Here is a 19,893-nt window from a genome sequence, read left to right on the forward strand (position 1 = left end):
TTTCATTACACCTTGGATTTTATTATAACTACCTCCAAATCCATAACGAAACTGCTCATTACCACCTTCTACATATAGATTATGACGCTGATTAAAACCAGTACGAATAGGCTCTGAAAGCCAATATGTATCCACACCTCTCAACACGTTGCCCAATAATTTATTATAGCGAACTTCTTTCAATTCTTGATTATCTGCAATATTTGATTTAAAATTTCCAGCCAAACGTTCAAATTCCAACTTTTCTGCGGCATTCATCAAATTATAATCAGTCAAATCTGCAAAAGAAATCTCAAAACTACCGTTATATGATAAACGCAATCTACCACCTTGAGGGACCTTAGTTTCAACGACCACCACACCATTTGCTGCTTTAGCACCATAAATTGCCGTTGAAGCAGCATCCTTCAAAATTGTAACAGATGCGATTCTATCCATACTCAAATCCATGATAGTCCGCAAGGTAGTCTCAAAACCATCCAAAATAAACAAAGGCTGATTAGGATCTTCTCCAAATTGCTCCTTTAACCCTACAATACTACTTTTACCACGAATTTCCAAATCCGGTAATCGGTTAGGGTCAGAACCAAATTCATTACTTTCCAATACAGCAAAAGCAGGATCCAACACCTTCAAACTCTGAATCAGGTTCTGATTCCCTACACTCTTTAATTCCTCTGCCTTGTAAGTTTGGGAAGATCCTGTAAAACTCTCCTTTTTCCGAGTATATACACCAGTTACAACGACTTCATCCATTTTTGACGATTCAGCTTCCAACAATACCTCTAATTGTTCTCGCTTGCCTACCGTCACCTCTACCGTTCCATAACCAATAAAAGAAACCTCTAAAGCAATAAAATTATCGGCAACTGTCAATTCAAATTTACCTTCCATATTAGTAGCTGTTCCTACTGAGGTCCCTTTAATTTTAACCGTTGCTCCAGGCAATGGATCTCCTGTCGTTTTATCTCTTACAATACCTTTTATTGTCCTAGATTTAATCTTTTGATCATCCAATCGTACAGACTCACCACGAACAATAATAGCTCCATCACGAAATTCAAACCCTAAATTTTTTCCCTTTAACAAATCATGCAAAAAGTCTTTCAAATCCACCATTTTTGCATTAACATCTACAGTCCCCTTATTTTGTACCAAATCATAATTGTACAAAAAATCATAACCGGTTTGCTTAGTAATTTCATTAAAAACTTTTACCAAAGACACATCCTTCATCTTCAAGCTAACTAATCCATTCTGAGAATAGACTTCTGCAGAAACAGAAAGTGCCCCTAATACTAGCAAACAAAACAAATAATTCATACGCAAAAACATTTTACGCAGCCATATTCTTTTTCTTAACATGGCATTCTTTAATAATCTTTTTTTCATACATTTGTTAAATTAAAATTAAACGTTGCCTCAAATGCTTGCCGGCTTATATGAGGCATCACTTCTCAACCGGAAATACCTCCCTATTTCCGGTTTTTGTTAGTTCTTACAATAATTACCCGTTCTGCAATTTCAAAATCTACGTCATTAGTTAGTTTTATCATGGTTAATAAATTATCAATATCCTCATATCTTTTCAACCGTCCTGAAAAACGCAATTTTCCCGCTACAGAATCCGCAAACACCACATGAATATCATACCAACGTTCCAAAGTCCTCATTATTTCTCCCAATGGTTGCTTGTCAAAAGCATAATATCCGTCCTTCCAAGAAGTGTAAAGATTCGTATTCACTTTCTGCACTTCAATCCCTACCACGCCTTTTTTACAAACGGCCTGTTCCGCCGGAGTCAAAATACAGTCTGCACCTTCTTCATTCACTACCCGCACAGAACCATTTACCAACGTTGTCAACACCTCATCCCCACCTTGTACTGCTGCAATATTAAACTCAGTTCCCAATGCCGTAACATCCACTCCAGTCACACAAACAACAAATGGACGTTCCGCCTCTTTTGCCACATCGAAATAAGCCTCTCCTTTCAGAAAAATTCTACGTTCACTGTCACCAAAAGCAACCGGGAAACGCAACTCAGTCTCTGCATTTAACCAAACATTCGTACCATCTTCCAATTTCAACTGGTACTCACCTCCACGCGGAATTGTCAAAGTGTTATACTCCAACTTTTTCTCTCCGTGCTTCTTTACGCCTGCCTCATATTCAAGCACATTCCCCACATTGCGAATTCTGCTGCTATCCTTGCTTACAAATTGCCCCTCTTCTTGCAAGTCCAACTCTTCGCCGGAAGCCAAGGTCAACACAGCCTTCGGAGAGCCGGGAACAATCTGAGATTCTACAAATTCAACTTTTACAGCCTGCTCATCATCTTTTTCTGTCAATAATAACACACCAACACCAATAACCAATGTAACGACAGCCGCATATCCCCAACGTACAATTTTCCGGCGAAGCCTTATCATTTTACCAGCTTTTCTTCTAGCGTAATTATCTTCCCAAGCGCGTTGTACATTTATATTATCTGTAAGACTACCCTTGTTCTCTGCATAAAAAATCTGCAACCTGGCGTATTCATCCCGGTTTTGCTTATTCTCGTCCAGCCAAACTTGCAATGTACTTATCTCTTCCTGAGATAACTCCTCGCCATGAATTGAAGCTGCTATAATTTCCCAAATTCTATTTTCCATTCCCACTAATTTTGTTTTTTATTATAATGACACTGAATTCAAAAAATAATGTGACAAAAAATTTATTTTTTTTACGTTATTCGGAGACCGAACAAATTATTTCCCCCTATAATCTCCCACCCCTATCTCACTGGGGTCCCACTCCCCTCTCACCATTCTCCGTTCTTCCCCCGAAGTTTCCCCGAAGCTCATCCGAACAAGAAGCCGGGAGCTACGAGGAAGCTACGACTAAAGCTAAAAGATAAGTAAGAGAAATAAATAATTTGCATATATCTATTTTTTTACAAACATTGCAACAGAATTGTATACACACAAAAAAATGAAAGAAGAGCAAATTATTCTAAAAGGATTACAGCAAGGAAGTGAACAAGCATACAAAGACCTGTTTACAGCCTATTTCTCCGACTTGGTACTATATGCAAATCATTTTATAAAAAATCAAGCTGCAGCCGAAGATATCGTTCAAGATTTTTTTATCACCTTATGGCTTGAAAAAAAATTTTTTAATATAGAAAGTAGCTTGGAAGGTTATCTCTACCGCTCACTACACAATACATGCCTGAACCATCTGTACAATGAACAGAGAAAACAAGAAAAGCTTCTGCACATGCCGATTGAGAAGGACTCTTCCCCAACTCTAACGACCGAATTAGAAGATAAAGAACGAGAATACAACCAACTCTACCAAGCGCTACATAAACTACCGGAACAATGCAAACAGGTGTTCACTCTCTGCTGTCTGCAAAATATGAAATATCAAGAAGCTGCTGACTATCTGGGCATTTCTATCAATACCGTACGCACCCAAATGGGAAGGGCATACAAAATCCTACGCAATTCATTGGACAGCAAGTCATTTCTTAACCTGCTATTCCTACGTTTCTTAAAATAGATATTTGCTCCATTACCATTTTCTCAAAAATAAACTACCTTTGCACAAATAAATGATAAAATGAAACTGGTTATATTAACAGGAGCAGGCATGAGCGCAGAGAGCGGAATCAAAACTTTCCGGGACAGCGACGGTTTATGGGAAAATTACCGGATCGAAGATGTTTGTACCCCTGAAGCATTAGAACGTAATCCGGAATTAGTAAACCATTTTTACAATGAGCGCCGGAAACAGCTCTACGAAGCCCAACCCAATGCCGGTCATAAAGGCCTGGCCGGGTTGGAAAATTATTTCGATGTCCGGATCATCACCCAAAATATCGACGATTTGCACGAACGTGCCGGTAGTAAGCATGTTCTACACTTGCATGGAGAGCTGAAGAAAGTGCGAAGCAGTAAAAATCCCGATTCGATTTATGACCTGAAAGGCTGGGAACTGAAACCAGGGACCCGTTGTGAAGATGGCTCATTGTTACGTCCTCATGTAGTTTTCTTCGGAGAAGCAGTACCCAATATCGAACCGGCAACCGATCTGGTCCGTCAGGCAGATATTTTCGTCATTATCGGTACTTCACTGGCCGTTTATCCGGCAGCCAGTCTGTTGCACTATGCCCCCGAAGGTATTCCGGTCTTCGTTATCGATCCTAAGATTCCTCAACAAGCACACCGGATGGGCTATCACCTGATTGAAAAAGGAGCTTCCGAAGGAGTACAAGAATTGAAAAATATCTTACTATCCGAAACTCGTTAAAGCATGAATAAAATAAACCATTATAAAAGCTGAATACAAGTGGGAAGAGGTAAAAAACCATTGTTAGAAAAAGTAGAAATACAAAAAATCGCAGCGGAAGGTAAATCCATTGCTTATATCGACGAAAAAGTGTTATTTGTCCCGAATACTCTTCCGGGAGATATTGTCGATGTTCAAGTCACCCGAAAACGTAAAAATTTTATGGAAGGCATAGTCACCCATACCCATCGGTTCTCGGCCTTACGTATAGCCCCGGCTTGTACCCATTTCGGCATTTGCGGAGGATGCAAATGGCAAAATCTCCCTTACGAAAAACAATTGGAATTCAAACAGCAGGAAATCAACGACAATTTGCAACGCATCGGAAAAATAAAACTACAAAATGTTTATCCGATCATCGGATCTGCCCGCCAACTCTATTACCGCAACAAGCTAGAGTTTACATTTTCGAATAAGCGCTTTCTCACCCGGGAAGAAATCAGCAGGGAAGCGGATATAGAGCGTACTCCGGCTTTAGGATTTCATGTGCCGGGATTGTTCGACAAAGTGGTAGATATCGATCATTGCTGCCTGCAAGGATCGTCTTCCAACGAAATCCGGAATTTCATCAAAACTTATGCCCTGAAAAAAGGTCTTTCGTTTTACGATATCCGGGCCCAGCAAGGTTTCCTGCGCACCCTGATCATCCGAACTGCCTCGACAGGGGAAATCATGGTTATCCTCGCCTTCGGATATGAAGATACTGTAGCACGCGAACAATTATTGGAAACGCTTGTCCGGCAATTCCCACAAATCACCTCCCTGATGTACGTGATCAACGAAAAACTGAACGATAACCTAACCGATCAGGATATGTTCTGTTTTCATGGCCGGGATCATATCTTTGAAGAAATGGAAGGTCTGAAATTCAAGATCGGTCCGAAATCTTTCTATCAGACTAATTCCGAACAAGCCTATAATCTGTACAGCAAAACACGCGAGTTGGCAGGTTTAACCGGGCAGGAAACTGTCTACGATCTCTACACAGGAACAGGAACGATCGCCAATTTTGTCGCCCGTCAGGCCCGGAAAGTGATCGGTATAGAATATGTTCCCGAAGCAATCGAAGATGCTAAAGTCAATTCAGCAATCAACCACATAGATAACACTATTTTTTATGCCGGAGACATGAAAGACGTGCTGAATGCTTCATTCATAAGTAAACATGGACAACCGGATATTATCATCACCGATCCTCCCCGCGCAGGCATGCATCCGGATGTAGTCCAAACGATCCTTCAAGCCTCTCCCGAACGTATTGTCTATGTCAGCTGTAACTCAGCAACCCAGGCCAGAGACTTGCAAATGATGGATTCTGCCTACGAGGTTATAGCTGTTCAACCGGTCGACATGTTTCCACACACTCATCACGTCGAAAACATCGTTCTGCTCAGGAAAAGAGAGTTCTCCCAAACTGATTCGTGTCAGCCCTAGAGCTTTCTAATCGACGGAAGCGTTCCTTTTTTGATTAGCACACCTATGGTTCTGATTGAGATTTTTCATCGGCACCGTAGGTGCGCTTATGAATATCAACAATTCGTAAGGGACATCGGACCAAAAGCCTGCATGCGGATAAGGGAAGTATCCAAGTTTCCGTCCGGAAAACAGTTCCCGTACAAACTTGCCGATATAAAACTAATATCCGCTTCTTTGACAGACGTATAAAACGGAGGGATGAAATAAAAAAAGCCATAGCAAACTTCGTCGTGTGGAAATCCGAGTCCAGTTTTTCATCCCAAGCAACAGCTATTCGTCCGGCAGGATTGGTCAGGACCAGGAGCCTGTACAATAGCCATGGTCAATCCGGGAGATGGCAATTTCACCGGAACTGTTGTCAATTCTTCCTTAAAAACAAAAAAGGTAAAAGCCCCCCCGTACGGTAACTTCTACCTTTTTATATACAACAATACAATCAAACAATTATTTTTCCAGATATGCCCGGATCATCCAAGCCGTTTTTTCCTTTTTCTCGATCATATCTTCCAGGAAATTTGTCGTACCGGCATCATCGGTATCCTCTTCTTTCTCGAGTTGTTCGATGTCCTTACGGATTTCACGAATTAACGTATCATTGTCCTGACTCAGGATAGCCAACATCTGTTTAGCTTCAGGCAGAGGTTCCGATTCACAATGTTCTTTAATGCGGTTGTGCTCCAGATAACCGGCCAACGAACCGATGGGACGTTCGTCCAAAGAACGGATACGTTCTGCAATAGCATCAATATCTTCAATCAACCCATTATACAAATCTTCCATGAAAACATGGTAAGAATGAAAACTTACCCCTTTGACATTCCAATGGTAATTCCACGTCTTTGCCAATAACACAAAATGGTCGGACAGCAAATTATTCAATACTGTTTTGCTGGCTCTCACCATACCTTCATTTAAACCAATATTAGCAGCCATAATAAATATTTTAACAATTAGACTTTATTTATGTATGGCTATATAACGCAATAAATCAGTTTTTGTTACGCAATAAACGATTGAAATAAAAGCCAACGGAACTTTCTCCCCCAACCCGGCAGTTCAAAATTTCAGGGCTCAGATCTTTTTCAGCCAATTGGCCAACAAATTAGTCCACTGATTATGGTATTCGAAATTATTCCGCATTCCCCAGCCATGCCCGCCTTTATCAAAAATATACAATACAGCAGGCACTTTATTCTTTTTCAAAGCCTGATAAAATACGACACTATTCATCGAAGGCACCACTGTATCGTCATCGCTATGAAATAAAAGTGCAGGTGGGGTCTTAGCAGTAACATGTTGTTCGTTCGAGTATTGTGCAATAGCTTCGGCAGAAGGATTCTTACCCAACAGAGCTTCACGAGAACCGCGATGTGTCAACCCGGCAGTCATGGAGATCACTGGATAAAAAAGAATCTGAAAATCAGGCCGAGAACTATATTGCTCCAAACGGTCGGTAGTTCCGCTCTTTCCACTATCGAAATGCGTCGACACGGTAGAGGCCAAATGCCCGCCTGCAGAAAATCCGGCAATTCCAACTTTCGCCGGATCGATACCCCATTCCTCACTACGGCTCCTTATCCACTTCATCGCACGCAAAGCATCGGTCATCGGTATACGATCATGTTGGTTAGGCATCCGATATTTCAATACGATACCTGTAATCCCCTGCTTCACCAGCCACTGCGCAAATTCTTCACCTTCATATCCCATAGCCAGATAAGTATAACCACCTCCCGGACAAATCAAAACAGCCTTGCCCGTATTTTTAGCAGGATCAGGATGAAAAACCAACAGTTCTGCTGTACTATTGTTCGAAATTCCGCCCTGATCATCTACCGTACGGTCCACTTTAATGCCATTATTCTCTTTTACTCCCTGGGGCCATAAAGGAAATACTTCCGGTGTCTGAGCTCCGGCAAGCATAGCACATCCCAAAACAAAACTCAGCAACAAGAACTTCAATCGTTTCATTTTCACAGCTTTAAACATTCTTATTCTACAATTTATAAGGCGAATAAATATAAACATTTTTTATTTTATCCGGTTTTATTTCAGAATCTTCTTTAATTTTTTTTACTTTGTAAAAAAAGAAATCATGTGGCAAAACATAATTTTTGTAGGCCTGGGTTCTATCGTCGGAGGGGTTTCACGTTATTTTATCTCTGAGTGGAGCCGGCACCTATTTCCCTCAAGCTTCCCTTGGGGAACTTTTATTGTAAATATCGCCGGTTGTTTCTTACTCGGTTTGTTAAGTGGCTTTTTCACTTCCCATCCTGCTCCGGTCTATCGTCTCTTTTTTACCGTAGGATTCTGTGGTAGTTTTACTACCTTTTCCACCTTCTCATTCGAAAATCTGCAATTACTAAGCAATAAGGCATATGGTTTATTTTCATTAAATATCGGACTGAGCCTCATTTTAGGCATACTTTTTGCCGGGCTGGGATATTTGATGACCAATAAGTGAAAAAAGACAGTAAAACATGGATTTCAGTATTATAGACCCACATACGAACGCAGTTTTTCAGCAAATACTTTCACGCATCCGTCGTCTTCAAAGCGGAGGGACGATCGATAGCCTGCAAGACATCGGCGCTAATACCGACCATCAGATCGGTGCCAGTTACGTTTCCCTGAAAGAATTGGCAGCAACTTATCCGCCCGATGAAAAATTGGCCCTTTTGTTATGGAATCAAGGACAAAGAGAAGAGCAAATCGTGGCTTGCCTGCTTTTCCCTCAAGATTTAAATAAAGAAAAAATTACGCAATTAGCACCTCACTGTCTCCATTTTGAAATTGCCGGCTATTTAGGTTCGCTTTATTTATATAAACGCTCGGATTTACTTGAATTATCGGAAGAATGGCTCAATTCAGAAAACCCGCTCATGCAGCTGGCAATCATGACAGCCCTTGCCAGATACCTCATTTTAAATAAAGAGAGTGACAAAATATCTAAAGATTACTTTCGTACTGTTGTCAACCGGAATTATAAAGACAAGTATGTTCAGTTAGCAGCCGAACGCTATCGTTTTAACATTTAATAAATGTTAAAGCTAGCATTTAATGAGCAGTAAGAGATTTTTAATAAGAAAACTTTCTTACTTTTGTGAAGTTATTACGGAAAAAAAGTATTAATAAATCGTTTAATATAAATTTACTACTATGTCAAAATTAGATTTAAGCAAGTATGGCATTACCGATGTGAAAGAAATCCTTCACAATCCTTCTTACGAGGAATTATTCAAAGCCGAAACCGATCCCTCTTTAACCGGGTATGAAAAAGGCCAGGTAACCGAATTAGGTGCTGTAAACGTAATGACAGGTATTTATACCGGTCGTTCTCCTAAAGATAAATTCTTTGTAAAAAATGAAGCCAGTGAAAAAAACGTTTGGTGGACTTCAGAAGAATACAAAAACGACAACAAACCTTGTAGCGAAGAAGCTTGGGCCGATCTGAAAGCAAAAGCTGTTAAAGAATTATCAGGTAAAAAATTATACGTTGTCGATACTTTCTGCGGAGCAAACGCAGGTACTCGTTTGAAAGTTCGTTTCATCATGGAAGTTGCGTGGCAGGCTCATTTCGTAAAGAATATGTTTATCCGTCCTACCGAGGAAGAATTGGCCAACTACGGCGAACCGGATTTCGTTTCTTTCAATGCTGCTAAAGCTAAAGTAGACAACTACAAAGAACTGGGTCTGAATTCAGAAACAGCAACTGTATTCAACCTAAGAACCAATGAGCAGGTGATACTGAATACCTGGTACGGCGGAGAAATGAAAAAAGGTATTTTCTCTATCATGAATTACCTGAATCCGTTACGTGGTATCGCTTCTATGCACTGCTCGGCAAACACCGATCTGGAAGGTAAAAACACAGCTATTTTCTTCGGTCTGTCCGGAACCGGTAAAACCACTTTATCGACCGACCCGAAACGTTTGTTGATCGGGGATGACGAACACGGTTGGGATGACGAAGGAGTGTTCAACTACGAAGGCGGTTGCTATGCAAAAGTAATCAATCTGGACAAAGACAGCGAACCGGATATCTACAACGCCATCAAACGTGACGCCCTGTTGGAGAACGTAACTGTAGATGCAAACGGCAAGATCGATTTCAACGACAAATCGGTAACTGAAAACACCCGTGTTTCTTATCCGATCTATCACATCAAGAATATCGTCAAACCGGTATCTAAAGGCCCGGCAGCCAAACAGGTTATCTTCTTGTCAGCCGACGCATTCGGAGTATTGCCTCCGGTATCCATCCTGAACGCAGAACAGACAAAATATTATTTCCTGTCTGGATTTACCGCAAAATTGGCAGGAACAGAGCGTGGAATTACCGAGCCGACACCGACTTTCTCTGCTTGTTTCGGAGCTGCTTTCTTATCACTGCATCCCACCAAATATGCAGAAGAGCTGGTAAAGAAAATGGAAAAATCAGGTGCTAAAGCTTATTTAGTAAACACCGGATGGAACGGTACCGGCAAACGTATTTCTATTAAAGATACCCGTGGTATCATTGATGCCATCCTGGACGGTTCTATCGATAAAGCTCCGACCAAAACGATCCCGTTCTTTGATTTCGTTGTTCCGACCGCTCTGCCGGGCGTAGATCCGAAAATCCTCGATCCCCGCGATACTTATGCTAACGCAAGCGAATGGGAAACCAAAGCAAAAGATCTTTCAGAACGGTTCATCAAAAACTTCAAGAAATTTGAGGGTAATGCTGCCGGTAAAGCTCTGGTTGCTGCAGGACCGAGACTTTAAATTACAAGACTCCCGGAAACGGGAGTTTTTTTTATAGCTTCCCAAAACCTATCGAAAAAGCATGTAATTTGAAATAAAGCAGAAACTCACAATAATTCCCGATAATAAAAAATAATAGGGTAAAAACACATATTATCCGAATGCTTCGAGAAGACTTCAGACAACAAATACACTTTAGAAGCATTGTTCGGCTCGAACAATTCACTCCAATGTGTCCTAAAAGAAATTCTATTATGAAAAAAGAGGGTGACTTCACCCTCTTTTTCCTATTATCCCATATATCCCTTCATGATTCCCCGCTTACTGTTGCGGACAAACATGATAATTTCATCCCTTTCTCTGGAAGCAGGCATTTCAGCTTCTATTCTTTCGATAGCATCGGAGTTGTTAAGACCCGATTGATAAAGAATGCGGTAAATATCCTGGATTTCATTAATTTTCTCGTTTGAAAACTCCCGACGGCGCAAACCGATAGAATTTACTCCGACATATGAAAGCGGTAAACGGCCGGCTTTTACATAAGGAGGTACATCTTTTCCAATCAAAGAGCCTCCCTGGATCATCACATGTTTGCCGATATGCACAAACTGATGGACAGCGGTCATTCCTCCCAGAATCGCAAAATCGTCTACGACCACTTCACCCGCCAACTGACAGGCATTGGTGATGATACAATTATTACCGATCTTACAGTCATGAGCGATATGGGCATAAGCCATAATCAAACAATTATCCCCGATTTCAGTAACTCCCTTAGCAGCAGTGCCCCGATTAACAGTCACACATTCGCGGATAGTCGTATTATCTCCGATTTTTACAATGGTCTTTTCACCTCTGAATTTCAAATCCTGGGGTACAGCAGCGATCACTGCTCCCGGAAAAATTTTACAATTCTTACCGATATGGGCACCTTCCAGAATAGTTACATTCGATCCGATCCGCGTACCTTCTTCTATCACCACATTTTTATCAATCGTCACAAAGGGTTCTATCACCACATTATCAGCAACCTGAGCTTCCGGATGAACATATGCTAACGGTTGTTTCATTCGTTTATTATTTAATGAATACTATATTACCTGAATAAAAAATTTCAGCCTGCAAATATAATTATAAGTTTTTGGTTTTTGCGACCTGAGCCATAAATTCTCCTTCACAAACCAGTTTTTTTCCAACATAAGCATATCCCTTCATCTGCACGATACCTCTTTTTATAGGTGCAGTAGTGATTAATTTGAAGACCAGTGTGTCACCGGGCACTACTTTATTCCGGAATTTCACCCCGTCGATCTTCATAAAATAAGTCGAATAGTTTTCGGGATCAGGCACTCCACTCAGCACCAATATACCACCACATTGCGACATCGCTTCCACAATCAACACGCCCGGCATCACCGGCTCATCAGGAAAATGTCCGACAAAATGAGGCTCGTTCATGGTCACATTCTTGCAACCAATCACCATGTTCTCAGTTACTTTATAAATCTTATCGACCAATAAAAACGGTGGGCGGTGAGGCAGCAAAGTACGGATCTTATTGATGTCCATCAGCGGAGTGGCATCTAAATCCAGATCTATAGGATAAGCATCGTCTTTCTCTTCAGCCAGAATTTCTTTATAGATCATCTTGGCCATAGAAGTATTTGCTTTATGTCCGGGTCTCTCAGCAATCACCCGGCCTTTGATAAAACGGCCACATAAAGCCAGATCACCGATAACGTCCAATAATTTATGACGGGCAGGCTCATTATCGAAATAAAGTTCCAGATTATTGAGAACACCTTCTTTAATCTGAATATTCCCGTAACCGAACAATTTAGCCAAACGATCGATTTCGGGCTGATCCATCTTACGATCGACGATGACGATCGCATTACTCAAATCTCCTCCTTTAATCAGATTATTGGCCAGCAACATTTCCACTTCCCGCAGAAATACAAAAGTACGGCAAGGGGCGATCTCTTTCGCAAAATCAGTAGAAGCTTCCGAATAAGAAGCGAACTGCATCGCCAGATAAGGAGAATCGTAAGCTACCATGGTATTGATAGAATACGTATCATCCGGCAATAATGTAATGCGGGTATCCGAAGCTTCGCAATAAAATTCCATTTTTTTCTTTACTGAAAAATAACGGCGTTCTGCTTGTTGCTCTTCAATCCCAACTTTTTGAATCTCTTCCACATAATAACGGGCACTCCCATCCAAAATCGGAAATTCTTCTCCCGACAGTTCGATCACACAGTTATCTATACCGCAACCGTATAAAGCAGCCATAGCATGCTCTAAAGTATATACTTTGGCTCCGTCTTTTTGCAGACAACTGGCGCGATCTACCAATTCAATATATTTCGCCAGTGCCGGAATCTCGGTTTTCTCGTCGAGATCGACTCTGACAATTTTATATCCGGTATTTTCCGCTGCCGGCTTAAAGGTAGCACATACTTCTTTACCCGTATGCAAACCTTTGCCTTTTAATGAAAATTCTCCTTTTAATGTGTTTTGTTTCACTGACATTATTGTTTTGACTTTAATGTTTGTATTTCTTTTTCCAAATCCCGGAGCTGCCCGTATAATTCAGGTAATTTTCTGAACAGCACATAACATTTCCGATATTTCGAAACATCGAAGGCAGGTGCTCCCATAAATACGGATCCTTCGGGGATATCGTTCGTAACCCCGGACTGAGCGGCAAGCATCGTCTTGTCTTCAATCCTGAGATGTCCGGCAATACCGACCTGTCCGCCGAACATACAATGCGCTCCCACCTTAGTTGTTCCGGCAATGCCACACTGAGCCGCCATCACCGTATTTTCTCCCACCACCACATTGTGAGCGATCTGAACCAGATTATCCAGTTTTACGCCTTTTTTTATACGGGTAGACCCCATAGTGGCCCGGTCAATACAAGCATTGGCACCAATCTCGACATTATCTTCAATAACGACATTACCAATCTGTGGCACTTTATTATAATTATCCCCATTGGGAGCAAAACCAAAACCATCTGCGCCGATCACCGTTCCGGCATGGATCGTACATCCACTACCGATCACACAACCATAATAGATTTTTGCTCCGGCATAGATCGTCGTATGATCACCGATCACAACACCCTCACCGATATAAACCTGAGGATAGATTTTTACATCATTACCGATTTTCGCCCCTTTACCGATATAAGCAAAAGCTCCCACATAAGGAGCTTCACCGATAACCGCCCCTTCACCGATATAAGAAGGTTGTTCGATACCTGTCGGCCGGGAACGCATACTATCGTACATCTGCAACAAAGAAGCGATCGCTTCATAAGCCGAAGGCACCCGGATTAAGGTACAGGGTACCTGCTGTACAGGAGAAAAGTCATGATTCACCAAAACGACAGAAGCAGCTGTCGTATAAATATAGTGTTCATATTTGGGATTTGCCAGAAAGGCCAATGTATTGGGCTTTCCTTCTTCAATTTTAGATACATTATTAACCATCACTTCCCCATCCCCTTCAACTACACCTTTTAATAATGCAGCAATATCTTTCGCCTTGAATTCCATATTTCAAAAATTTCGGCAAACTTACAAATTTTATTTGTAACTCATAAAAATATTACGAATATGTTTCAATTTTAAGAAAAATGAAACATATTCCTCATTGAATCAACCTCATAATTAACAACCACTTATCTCCTCTTCAAACTATAAAGATCAGCTATTCGGAGGATATGACAGAAACGAAGCGACACCGATCTATTTAAAACTACGATTGAAATAGTTACAGGAGTTTCAACGGTTACAAAGGTTTCAGCAGTCAAGTTTAACCGTTGTAACTAAAAACGGTAGTTTGAAACAGATTTATAAACTTTTGCCCTATTTATCCCGCGATTATTTTGTATTTTAATAATTAAGTCGTATATTTGCAGAGGTTTAAAGCCAAAGAGAGGGGACGGATGTCCCCTCTCTTTTGTATCAATCGCAAAACAAAGAGATGAAAACGGAAGAAATCAAACACCTCATAGAACCGATTCTGACAGAACACCATTTATTTCTGGTCGAATTGAAGATTTCTAAAGACAATGTTATCGAAGTCTTTGTCGATGCCCTGGAAGGAGTCAACATACAGACTTGTATCGCCGTCAGCCGGGAGATCGAATCTTCACTCAACCGGGATGAAGAGGATTTCGAATTGACCGTATCCAGTGCCGGAATAGGTTATCCTTTCAAAGTAGAGCAACAATATCAAAAAAATCTGGGTAAAAGTGTCGAAATAAAGCTGAACGACCATACCAAACTAAATGGTATATTACTTCGTTTCACCCCGGAAGAAATTGTCATCGAACAGGAAGAGAAAAAAATCATCGAAGGGAGCAAACGAAAACAATTGGTAAAAACAGAGCGGACAATTGTCCGCAAGGACATCAAAGAAATCAAAGATGTCGTGAAATTTTGAACCGGAAAAACAGATAAAGTAAATAATCAATAAAAATAAAAGCTAAAAAGTCGAAATGGAAAATATTAATCTGATAGATTCATTCGCTGAATTTAAAGAATTCAAAAACATAGACCGGGCCACATTGATGAGAGTATTGGAAGATATTTTCAGAAATATGCTGTTGAAAAGATATGGTACGGATGAAAATTTTGACATCATCATCAACATCGACAAAGGTGACCTCGAAATCTGGCGGAATCGTACTGTTGTAGAAGATGACAAACTGGAAAATCCCAATAGCGAGATTACTTTAACCGAAGCGAAAAAAATCGATGAAGATTATGAACTCGGAGAAGAAGTTACGGATGAAGTAAAATTCAAAGACTTCGGCCGCCGTTCTGTATTAGCTTTACGGCAGAATCTCTCCGCCCGTATTCTGGAATTGGAGAAAGACAATGTTTACAATAAATATAAGGATAAAGTCGGACAAATCATTTTGGGTGAAGTCTATCAGGTATGGAAAAAAGAAATGCTGGTCCTGGATGACGAAGGCAATGAATTGATTTTACCCAAACAGGAACAAATCCCGACAGACTTTTTCAAAAAAGGAGATTCCATCAAAGCCGTGGTCATTCGGGTAGAAATGCGGAATTCCAATCCTTACATTATCTTATCGAGAACTTCTCCGGTATTCCTGGAAAGATTATTTGAAAACGAAGTACCTGAAATTTTCGACGGTCTGATCACGATCAAGAACGTAGTCCGGGTACCGGGAGAGAGAGCCAAAGTTGCCGTAGAATCCTACGACGACCGTATCGATCCGGTGGGTGCTTGTGTGGGTATGAAAGGTTCGAGAATACATGGTATTGTCAGAGAGTTGAGAAATGAAAATATCGATGTGATCAATTATACCAATAATTTACAACTCTACATCACTCGTGCTTTAAATCCGGCTAAGATCAAAAATATCGAAATCGACGAAGCCCATAAAAAAGCAAATGTCTACCTCGATCCGGAAGAAGTATCACTGGCTATCGGTAAAGGTGGATTGAACATCAAATTGGCCAGTCAGCTGACCGGTTACGATATCGACGTATATCGCGAACTCGATCAAGCCCAGGAAGAAGATGTCAATCTGGATGAATTCGCCGATGAAATCGAAGGTTGGGTGATCGACGAACTGAAACGTGTCGGCTGTGACACTGCCAAGAGTGTATTAGAACTCAGCGAGTCAGAACTGGAAAGCCGGACAGACCTTGAAATTGAGACCATACGTGAGGTTCTCAATATTTTAAAAGCAGAGTTTGAATAATTCTGTATTAACGCTTGTAAATTTGTAATCTCAATATGGCAGTAAGATTAAGTAAAATAGCCCGAGAATTTAACGTAGGTTTATCTACTATCGTAGAGTTCCTGCACAGTAAGGGGATCAAAATATCCTCAGATCCGAATGCAAAGTTAACGGATGAAGATTATGCTTTGGTTGCAAAAGAATTTTCATCTGACAGCCAGGTAAAAAAAGAGTCCTCTCTGGTTGATCTGAAAAATACCAGAAAGAAAAAAGAGACTGTCACGATAGACAACGCTGGCAACATCTCTTCAGGAAACGAAAATACAGAAGAAGAGGAAGAGGAATTCATTTCGATTAAAGATGAAGTGAGATTCGAAAATAAAATTAAGATTGTCGATCATATCGATCTGAATCCGGAGAAAAAAACACAACCGGAACCGGTAGAAGCAAAGGTTGAACAACCGAAAAGAGAAACTCAGGAAGAAATAACCGAAAAAGTGGAAGAACCGAAAGTAACCCGGGTTGAAGTAGAAGAAACTCAGGAAGAAGAAAGAGAAGTAACACCAGAAGTGGAGCCCGAAATTTCCGTACAAATGGAAGAGTCTTCTGAATCCACTCCTTTCAAAGTAGCACAACCTGCGCTGAAAGATGTAAAAGTAGTGGGTACAATCGACCTGGACGCCATCAACCAACGTACCAGACCTCCGAAAAAAAGTAAACAGGAACGGGAACGGGATCGCCGTGAACAGAAAAAAGCCAACAAGCCTTTCGTATCGGCCGCTAAAACCGAACAGCCGGTAGCAAGCCCATCGACAGATATCGTTAATAAGGGAGAAGAGGATGCAGATATCCGTAAAAAACGGAAAAGAATTCATCGTCAGGATGAAAAAATTCAGGTGGAAGCAGCTACCGTTCCGGCCAAAAATGCCAAAATTGAAGAAAATAAGCGGAAACTGAAAAAGCTGAAGAAAAAGAAAAACGAAAAGACTGAAATCTCCGATGAAGATATCGACAAGCAAATCAAAGATACTTTTGCCCGCTTAGGAAGCAAAGGAAAATCACAGACTGCAAAACACCGTCGGGATAAGCGGGATGCTGCACAGCAAAAGTTACAGGCCGAACTGGAACAAGAAGAAAAGGAAAAGAGCATTCTGAAACTAACGGAATTCGTGACGGTAGCCGAATTGGCAACCATGATGAATATTAGTGTGACAGAGGTTATCTCTGCTTGTATGTCGCTCGGACTTTTTGTATCTATCAACCAACGCTTGGATGCAGAAACGATCAATATTGTTGCCGATGAATTCGGCTATTCGGTTGAATTTGTAAGCATTGAAATTCAGGAAGCCATCGACGAAGAGGAAGAAGATTCCGAAGAGAACCTGTTGCCACGTCCGCCGATTGTCACTGTTATGGGGCACGTCGACCATGGTAAAACCTCTTTATTGGATAGTATTCGTAAAACCAATGTCATCGCAGGTGAAGCCGGTGGTATTACACAGCATATCGGAGCTTACAACGTAAAATTGAGTGACGGCCGGACGATCACTTTCCTGGATACTCCGGGGCACGAAGCATTTACAGCGATGCGTGCCCGTGGTGCTCAAGTGACCGATATCGCTATCATCATCGTCGCTGCCGACGATAACGTCATGCCTCAAACCATCGAGGCGATCAACCACGCCAGTGCTGCGGGAGTACCTATTGTGTTTGCCATCAACAAAATAGATAAACCGGGAGCGAATCCGGACAAAATCCGGGAAGAACTGGCCAATATGAATTATCTGGTGGAAGAATGGGGAGGAAAATACCAATGTCAGGAAATCGCAGCTAAGAAAGGCTTAAATATCGAAGAGTTGCTGGAGAAGGTATTGTTAGAAGCCGAACTTCTGGATATGAAAGCCAATCCTCATAAGAAAGCTACCGGTTCTATCATCGAATCGTCTTTGGACAAAGGACGTGGATATGTAGCTACAGTGCTCGTACAATCCGGAACGCTTAAAGTAGGTGATATTGTGCTTGCCGGCCAGTATTTCGGACACGTCAAAGCCATGTTCAACGAACGGGGAGAAAAAATGGAGAAGGCAGGTCCTTCCGAACCGGCTTTAATATTAGGTTTGAACGGTGCTCCACAGGCAGGTGACAAATTCAATGTAATGGGAAACGAGAAAGAAGCGCGGCAACTTGCCAATAAACGGGAACAGCTCCAGCGTGAACAAGGTCTGCGTACTCAGAAACACATTACTCTGGACGAAATCGGACGCCGTATCGCTATCGGTAATTTCCAGGAATTGAATGTGATTGTTAAAGGCGACGTCGACGGTTCTATCGAAGCGTTGTCCGATTCACTGATCAAGCTGTCTACAGATGAGATCCAGGTGAACATCATTCACAAAGCTGTCGGACAGATTACAGAAGGAGATGTACTACTGGCTGCAGCCTCGAATGCAATCATCGTCGGGTTCCAGGTACGTCCGTCTATGGGCGCCCGTAAACTGGCTGAAAAAGAACAGATAGATATCCGGCTTTATTCTGTCATCTACCAGGCGATCGAAGAATTGAAATCAGCTATGGAAGGTATGCTTTCTCCGGAAATCAAAGAAGAAATCATTGCAACGGTCGAAGTTCTGGAAACCTTCAAAATCTCCAAAGTGGGTACCATCGCCGGTTGTATCGTCCGTGACGGCAAGATCACCCGTACAGCGAAAATCCGGGTTATCCGCGAAGGTATCGTCATTTACACCGGTGTTTTGGGTTCTTTGAAACGTTTTAAGGACGATGTAAAGGAAGTAACCAAAGGATTCGAATGTGGTCTGAATATCGAGAACTACAACGACATCCGGGTCGGAGACATGATCGAAGGATACCAGGAAGTGGAAGTGAAAAAAACACTTTAAATATATCGGACGAGCGACAAACGATTTCCATATTGCTTGCCGCTCTCTATTTTGTTAATCATTAATTAAGGAACATTTAACACCTGTCTAACACTGCTTATCAGGGATTATTTCTTTACTTTGTGATAGATAAAAAACAAAACAATTAATTTTTGAAAAAATGAAGAAGATATTGGTTATAATGGTACTGTTCGCAGCATTTACAACAGGACTGACAGCTCAGGTTTTAAAACCCGTAAAATGGCAAATCACCCAGAAAAAAGTGAGTGACGGAGTATATGATATCATCTGCAAAGCTACTGTAGACAGCGGATGGCATTTATACGACACGAAACTTCCCGAAGGCGGACCTCTGCCAACCACCTTCAATATGGATGAAGATGAAACCAGCGGTATCGAACTGGTAGGTGAATTCAAAGCGACAGAGAAAGCTCTGACCGAACATAGCGAAGCGTTCGATATGGATCTGAAATATTTTATCAATGCCGCTACTTTTGTTCAACGGGTCAAGGTAACCAGCGCAAAAGCTAAATTAGTGGGTTATGTAGAATATATGTCTTGCTCCGGCGGACAATGTACTCCTCCTGCAGAAGCAGATTTCAGTTTTGATTTAACAAAATAAGTACAGGATTCCGATTCCTGCTATAAAAAGAGACAAAGATCCAACCGATATTTTTGTCTCTTTTTTTCATCTTATCCGCT

Annotated in this window: 17 protein-coding genes; 10 read left to right on the plus strand and 7 right to left on the minus strand. The window is 41.3% G+C overall.

Annotated elements, in window-relative coordinates:
* Together WS42_RS06165 and WS42_RS06170 are read right to left on the minus strand one after the other, a co-directional pair.
* The coding region (locus tag WS42_RS06165) for a SusC/RagA family TonB-linked outer membrane protein (RefSeq protein WP_046450864.1) at window positions 1–1,392 on the minus strand (1,392 nt) is incomplete at its 3' end.
* A gap of 83 nt (window positions 1,393–1,475) precedes the next feature.
* Entirely contained in the window at window positions 1,476–2,657 is a 1,182-nt protein-coding gene (locus tag WS42_RS06170; RefSeq protein WP_022160562.1) for a FecR family protein, read from the minus strand.
* Between the two features lie 319 nt (window positions 2,658–2,976).
* On the opposite strand from WS42_RS06170, the gene WS42_RS06175 reads away from it, so the two are divergent.
* Genes WS42_RS06175 through rlmD form a run of 3 tightly spaced genes read left to right on the plus strand, consistent with a single transcriptional unit; the run spans window position 2,977 to window position 5,772 of the window.
* Window positions 2,977–3,549, plus strand: a complete 573-nt coding sequence (locus tag WS42_RS06175; protein ID WP_022160561.1) for an RNA polymerase sigma-70 factor — start codon at window positions 2,977–2,979, stop codon at window positions 3,547–3,549.
* A gap of 60 nt (window positions 3,550–3,609) precedes the next feature.
* Complete coding sequence (locus WS42_RS06180; protein ID WP_046402788.1) at window positions 3,610–4,299, plus strand: SIR2 family NAD-dependent protein deacylase; 690 nt, start codon at window positions 3,610–3,612, stop codon at window positions 4,297–4,299.
* A gap of 39 nt (window positions 4,300–4,338) precedes the next feature.
* Window positions 4,339–5,772 carry a 23S rRNA (uracil(1939)-C(5))-methyltransferase RlmD gene (gene rlmD, locus WS42_RS06185; RefSeq protein WP_022160559.1) on the plus strand — a complete coding sequence of 478 codons (1,434 nt, stop codon included), beginning with the start codon at window positions 4,339–4,341 and terminating at the stop codon, window positions 5,770–5,772.
* 486 nt (window positions 5,773–6,258) lie between these two features.
* Here the strand turns inward: rlmD and WS42_RS06190 are convergent, their stop codons facing one another.
* Complete coding sequence (locus WS42_RS06190; RefSeq protein ID WP_013612101.1) at window positions 6,259–6,747, minus strand: Dps family protein; 489 nt, start codon at window positions 6,745–6,747, stop codon at window positions 6,259–6,261.
* A 138-nt stretch (window positions 6,748–6,885) separates the two neighbouring features.
* Entirely contained in the window at window positions 6,886–7,785 is a 900-nt protein-coding gene (locus WS42_RS06195) for an alpha/beta hydrolase (protein WP_046402792.1), read from the minus strand.
* Between the two features lie 124 nt (window positions 7,786–7,909).
* On the opposite strand from WS42_RS06195, the gene crcB reads away from it, so the two are divergent.
* From crcB to pckA, 3 genes are all read left to right on the plus strand, one after another.
* The gene (crcB, locus tag WS42_RS06200) at window positions 7,910–8,278 is read left to right on the plus strand and encodes a fluoride efflux transporter CrcB (RefSeq protein ID WP_013612103.1); all 369 of its coding nucleotides are present in this window, start codon (window positions 7,910–7,912) and stop codon (window positions 8,276–8,278) included.
* A gap of 16 nt (window positions 8,279–8,294) precedes the next feature.
* Window positions 8,295–8,852 carry a DNA alkylation repair protein gene (locus tag WS42_RS06205; protein ID WP_022160557.1) on the plus strand — a complete coding sequence of 186 codons (558 nt, stop codon included), beginning with the start codon at window positions 8,295–8,297 and terminating at the stop codon, window positions 8,850–8,852.
* Window positions 8,853–8,973: 121 nt separating this feature from the next.
* Window positions 8,974–10,581 carry a phosphoenolpyruvate carboxykinase (ATP) gene (gene pckA, locus WS42_RS06210; RefSeq protein WP_022160556.1) on the plus strand — a complete coding sequence of 536 codons (1,608 nt, stop codon included), beginning with the start codon at window positions 8,974–8,976 and terminating at the stop codon, window positions 10,579–10,581.
* Between the two features lie 269 nt (window positions 10,582–10,850).
* On the opposite strand, the gene lpxA is transcribed toward pckA, so the two are convergent.
* The 3 genes from lpxA to lpxD all read right to left on the minus strand — a co-directional run bounded on the left by lpxA (window position 10,851) and on the right by lpxD (window position 14,129).
* Window positions 10,851–11,630, minus strand: a complete 780-nt coding sequence (gene lpxA, locus WS42_RS06215; protein WP_013612106.1) for an acyl-ACP--UDP-N-acetylglucosamine O-acyltransferase — start codon at window positions 11,628–11,630, stop codon at window positions 10,851–10,853.
* Between the two features lie 61 nt (window positions 11,631–11,691).
* The gene (locus WS42_RS06220) at window positions 11,692–13,095 is read right to left on the minus strand and encodes a bifunctional UDP-3-O-[3-hydroxymyristoyl] N-acetylglucosamine deacetylase/3-hydroxyacyl-ACP dehydratase (RefSeq protein ID WP_022160555.1); all 1,404 of its coding nucleotides are present in this window, start codon (window positions 13,093–13,095) and stop codon (window positions 11,692–11,694) included.
* Entirely contained in the window at window positions 13,095–14,129 is a 1,035-nt protein-coding gene (gene lpxD, locus WS42_RS06225; RefSeq protein ID WP_022160554.1) for a UDP-3-O-(3-hydroxymyristoyl)glucosamine N-acyltransferase, read from the minus strand. The genes WS42_RS06220 and lpxD overlap by 1 nt, the downstream gene beginning before the upstream one ends.
* Before the next feature lie 430 nt (window positions 14,130–14,559).
* On the opposite strand from lpxD, the gene rimP reads away from it, so the two are divergent.
* The 4 genes from rimP (at window position 14,560) to WS42_RS06245 (ending at window position 19,813) form a co-directional block, all read left to right on the plus strand.
* Entirely contained in the window at window positions 14,560–15,021 is a 462-nt protein-coding gene (rimP, locus tag WS42_RS06230) for a ribosome assembly cofactor RimP (RefSeq protein ID WP_022160553.1), read from the plus strand.
* A gap of 55 nt (window positions 15,022–15,076) precedes the next feature.
* Entirely contained in the window at window positions 15,077–16,315 is a 1,239-nt protein-coding gene (gene nusA / locus WS42_RS06235; RefSeq protein WP_013612110.1) for a transcription termination factor NusA, read from the plus strand.
* Between the two features lie 35 nt (window positions 16,316–16,350).
* Window positions 16,351–19,191 carry a translation initiation factor IF-2 gene (gene infB, locus WS42_RS06240; RefSeq protein ID WP_022160551.1) on the plus strand — a complete coding sequence of 947 codons (2,841 nt, stop codon included), beginning with the start codon at window positions 16,351–16,353 and terminating at the stop codon, window positions 19,189–19,191.
* 160 nt (window positions 19,192–19,351) lie between these two features.
* The gene (locus WS42_RS06245) at window positions 19,352–19,813 is read left to right on the plus strand and encodes a protein-disulfide reductase DsbD domain-containing protein (protein ID WP_022160550.1); all 462 of its coding nucleotides are present in this window, start codon (window positions 19,352–19,354) and stop codon (window positions 19,811–19,813) included.
* Window positions 19,814–19,893: the final 80 nt, after the last annotated feature.

The sequence above is a fragment of the Odoribacter sp. N54.MGS-14 genome, from assembly GCF_000980295.1.
Taxonomy (GTDB): Bacteria; Bacteroidota; Bacteroidia; order Bacteroidales; family Marinifilaceae; genus Odoribacter; species Odoribacter splanchnicus.

Coding starts and splice junctions, on each gene's coding strand:
- WS42_RS06170 (WP_022160562.1), bottom strand. CDS start 2,657: ATGGAAAATAGAATTTGGGAAATTATAGCAGCTTCAATTCATGGCGAG.
- WS42_RS06175 (WP_022160561.1), top strand. CDS start 2,977: ATGAAAGAAGAGCAAATTATTCTAAAAGGATTACAGCAAGGAAGTGAA.
- WS42_RS06180 (WP_046402788.1), top strand. CDS start 3,610: ATGAAACTGGTTATATTAACAGGAGCAGGCATGAGCGCAGAGAGCGGA.
- WS42_RS06190 (WP_013612101.1), bottom strand. CDS start 6,747: ATGGCTGCTAATATTGGTTTAAATGAAGGTATGGTGAGAGCCAGCAAA.
- WS42_RS06195 (WP_046402792.1), bottom strand. CDS start 7,785: ATGAAACGATTGAAGTTCTTGTTGCTGAGTTTTGTTTTGGGATGTGCT.
- crcB (WP_013612103.1), top strand. CDS start 7,910: ATGTGGCAAAACATAATTTTTGTAGGCCTGGGTTCTATCGTCGGAGGG.
- WS42_RS06205 (WP_022160557.1), top strand. CDS start 8,295: ATGGATTTCAGTATTATAGACCCACATACGAACGCAGTTTTTCAGCAA.
- pckA (WP_022160556.1), top strand. CDS start 8,974: ATGTCAAAATTAGATTTAAGCAAGTATGGCATTACCGATGTGAAAGAA.
- lpxA (WP_013612106.1), bottom strand. CDS start 11,630: ATGAAACAACCGTTAGCATATGTTCATCCGGAAGCTCAGGTTGCTGAT.
- WS42_RS06220 (WP_022160555.1), bottom strand. CDS start 13,095: ATGTCAGTGAAACAAAACACATTAAAAGGAGAATTTTCATTAAAAGGC.
- lpxD (WP_022160554.1), bottom strand. CDS start 14,129: ATGGAATTCAAGGCGAAAGATATTGCTGCATTATTAAAAGGTGTAGTT.
- rimP (WP_022160553.1), top strand. CDS start 14,560: ATGAAAACGGAAGAAATCAAACACCTCATAGAACCGATTCTGACAGAA.
- nusA (WP_013612110.1), top strand. CDS start 15,077: ATGGAAAATATTAATCTGATAGATTCATTCGCTGAATTTAAAGAATTC.
- infB (WP_022160551.1), top strand. CDS start 16,351: ATGGCAGTAAGATTAAGTAAAATAGCCCGAGAATTTAACGTAGGTTTA.
- WS42_RS06245 (WP_022160550.1), top strand. CDS start 19,352: ATGAAGAAGATATTGGTTATAATGGTACTGTTCGCAGCATTTACAACA.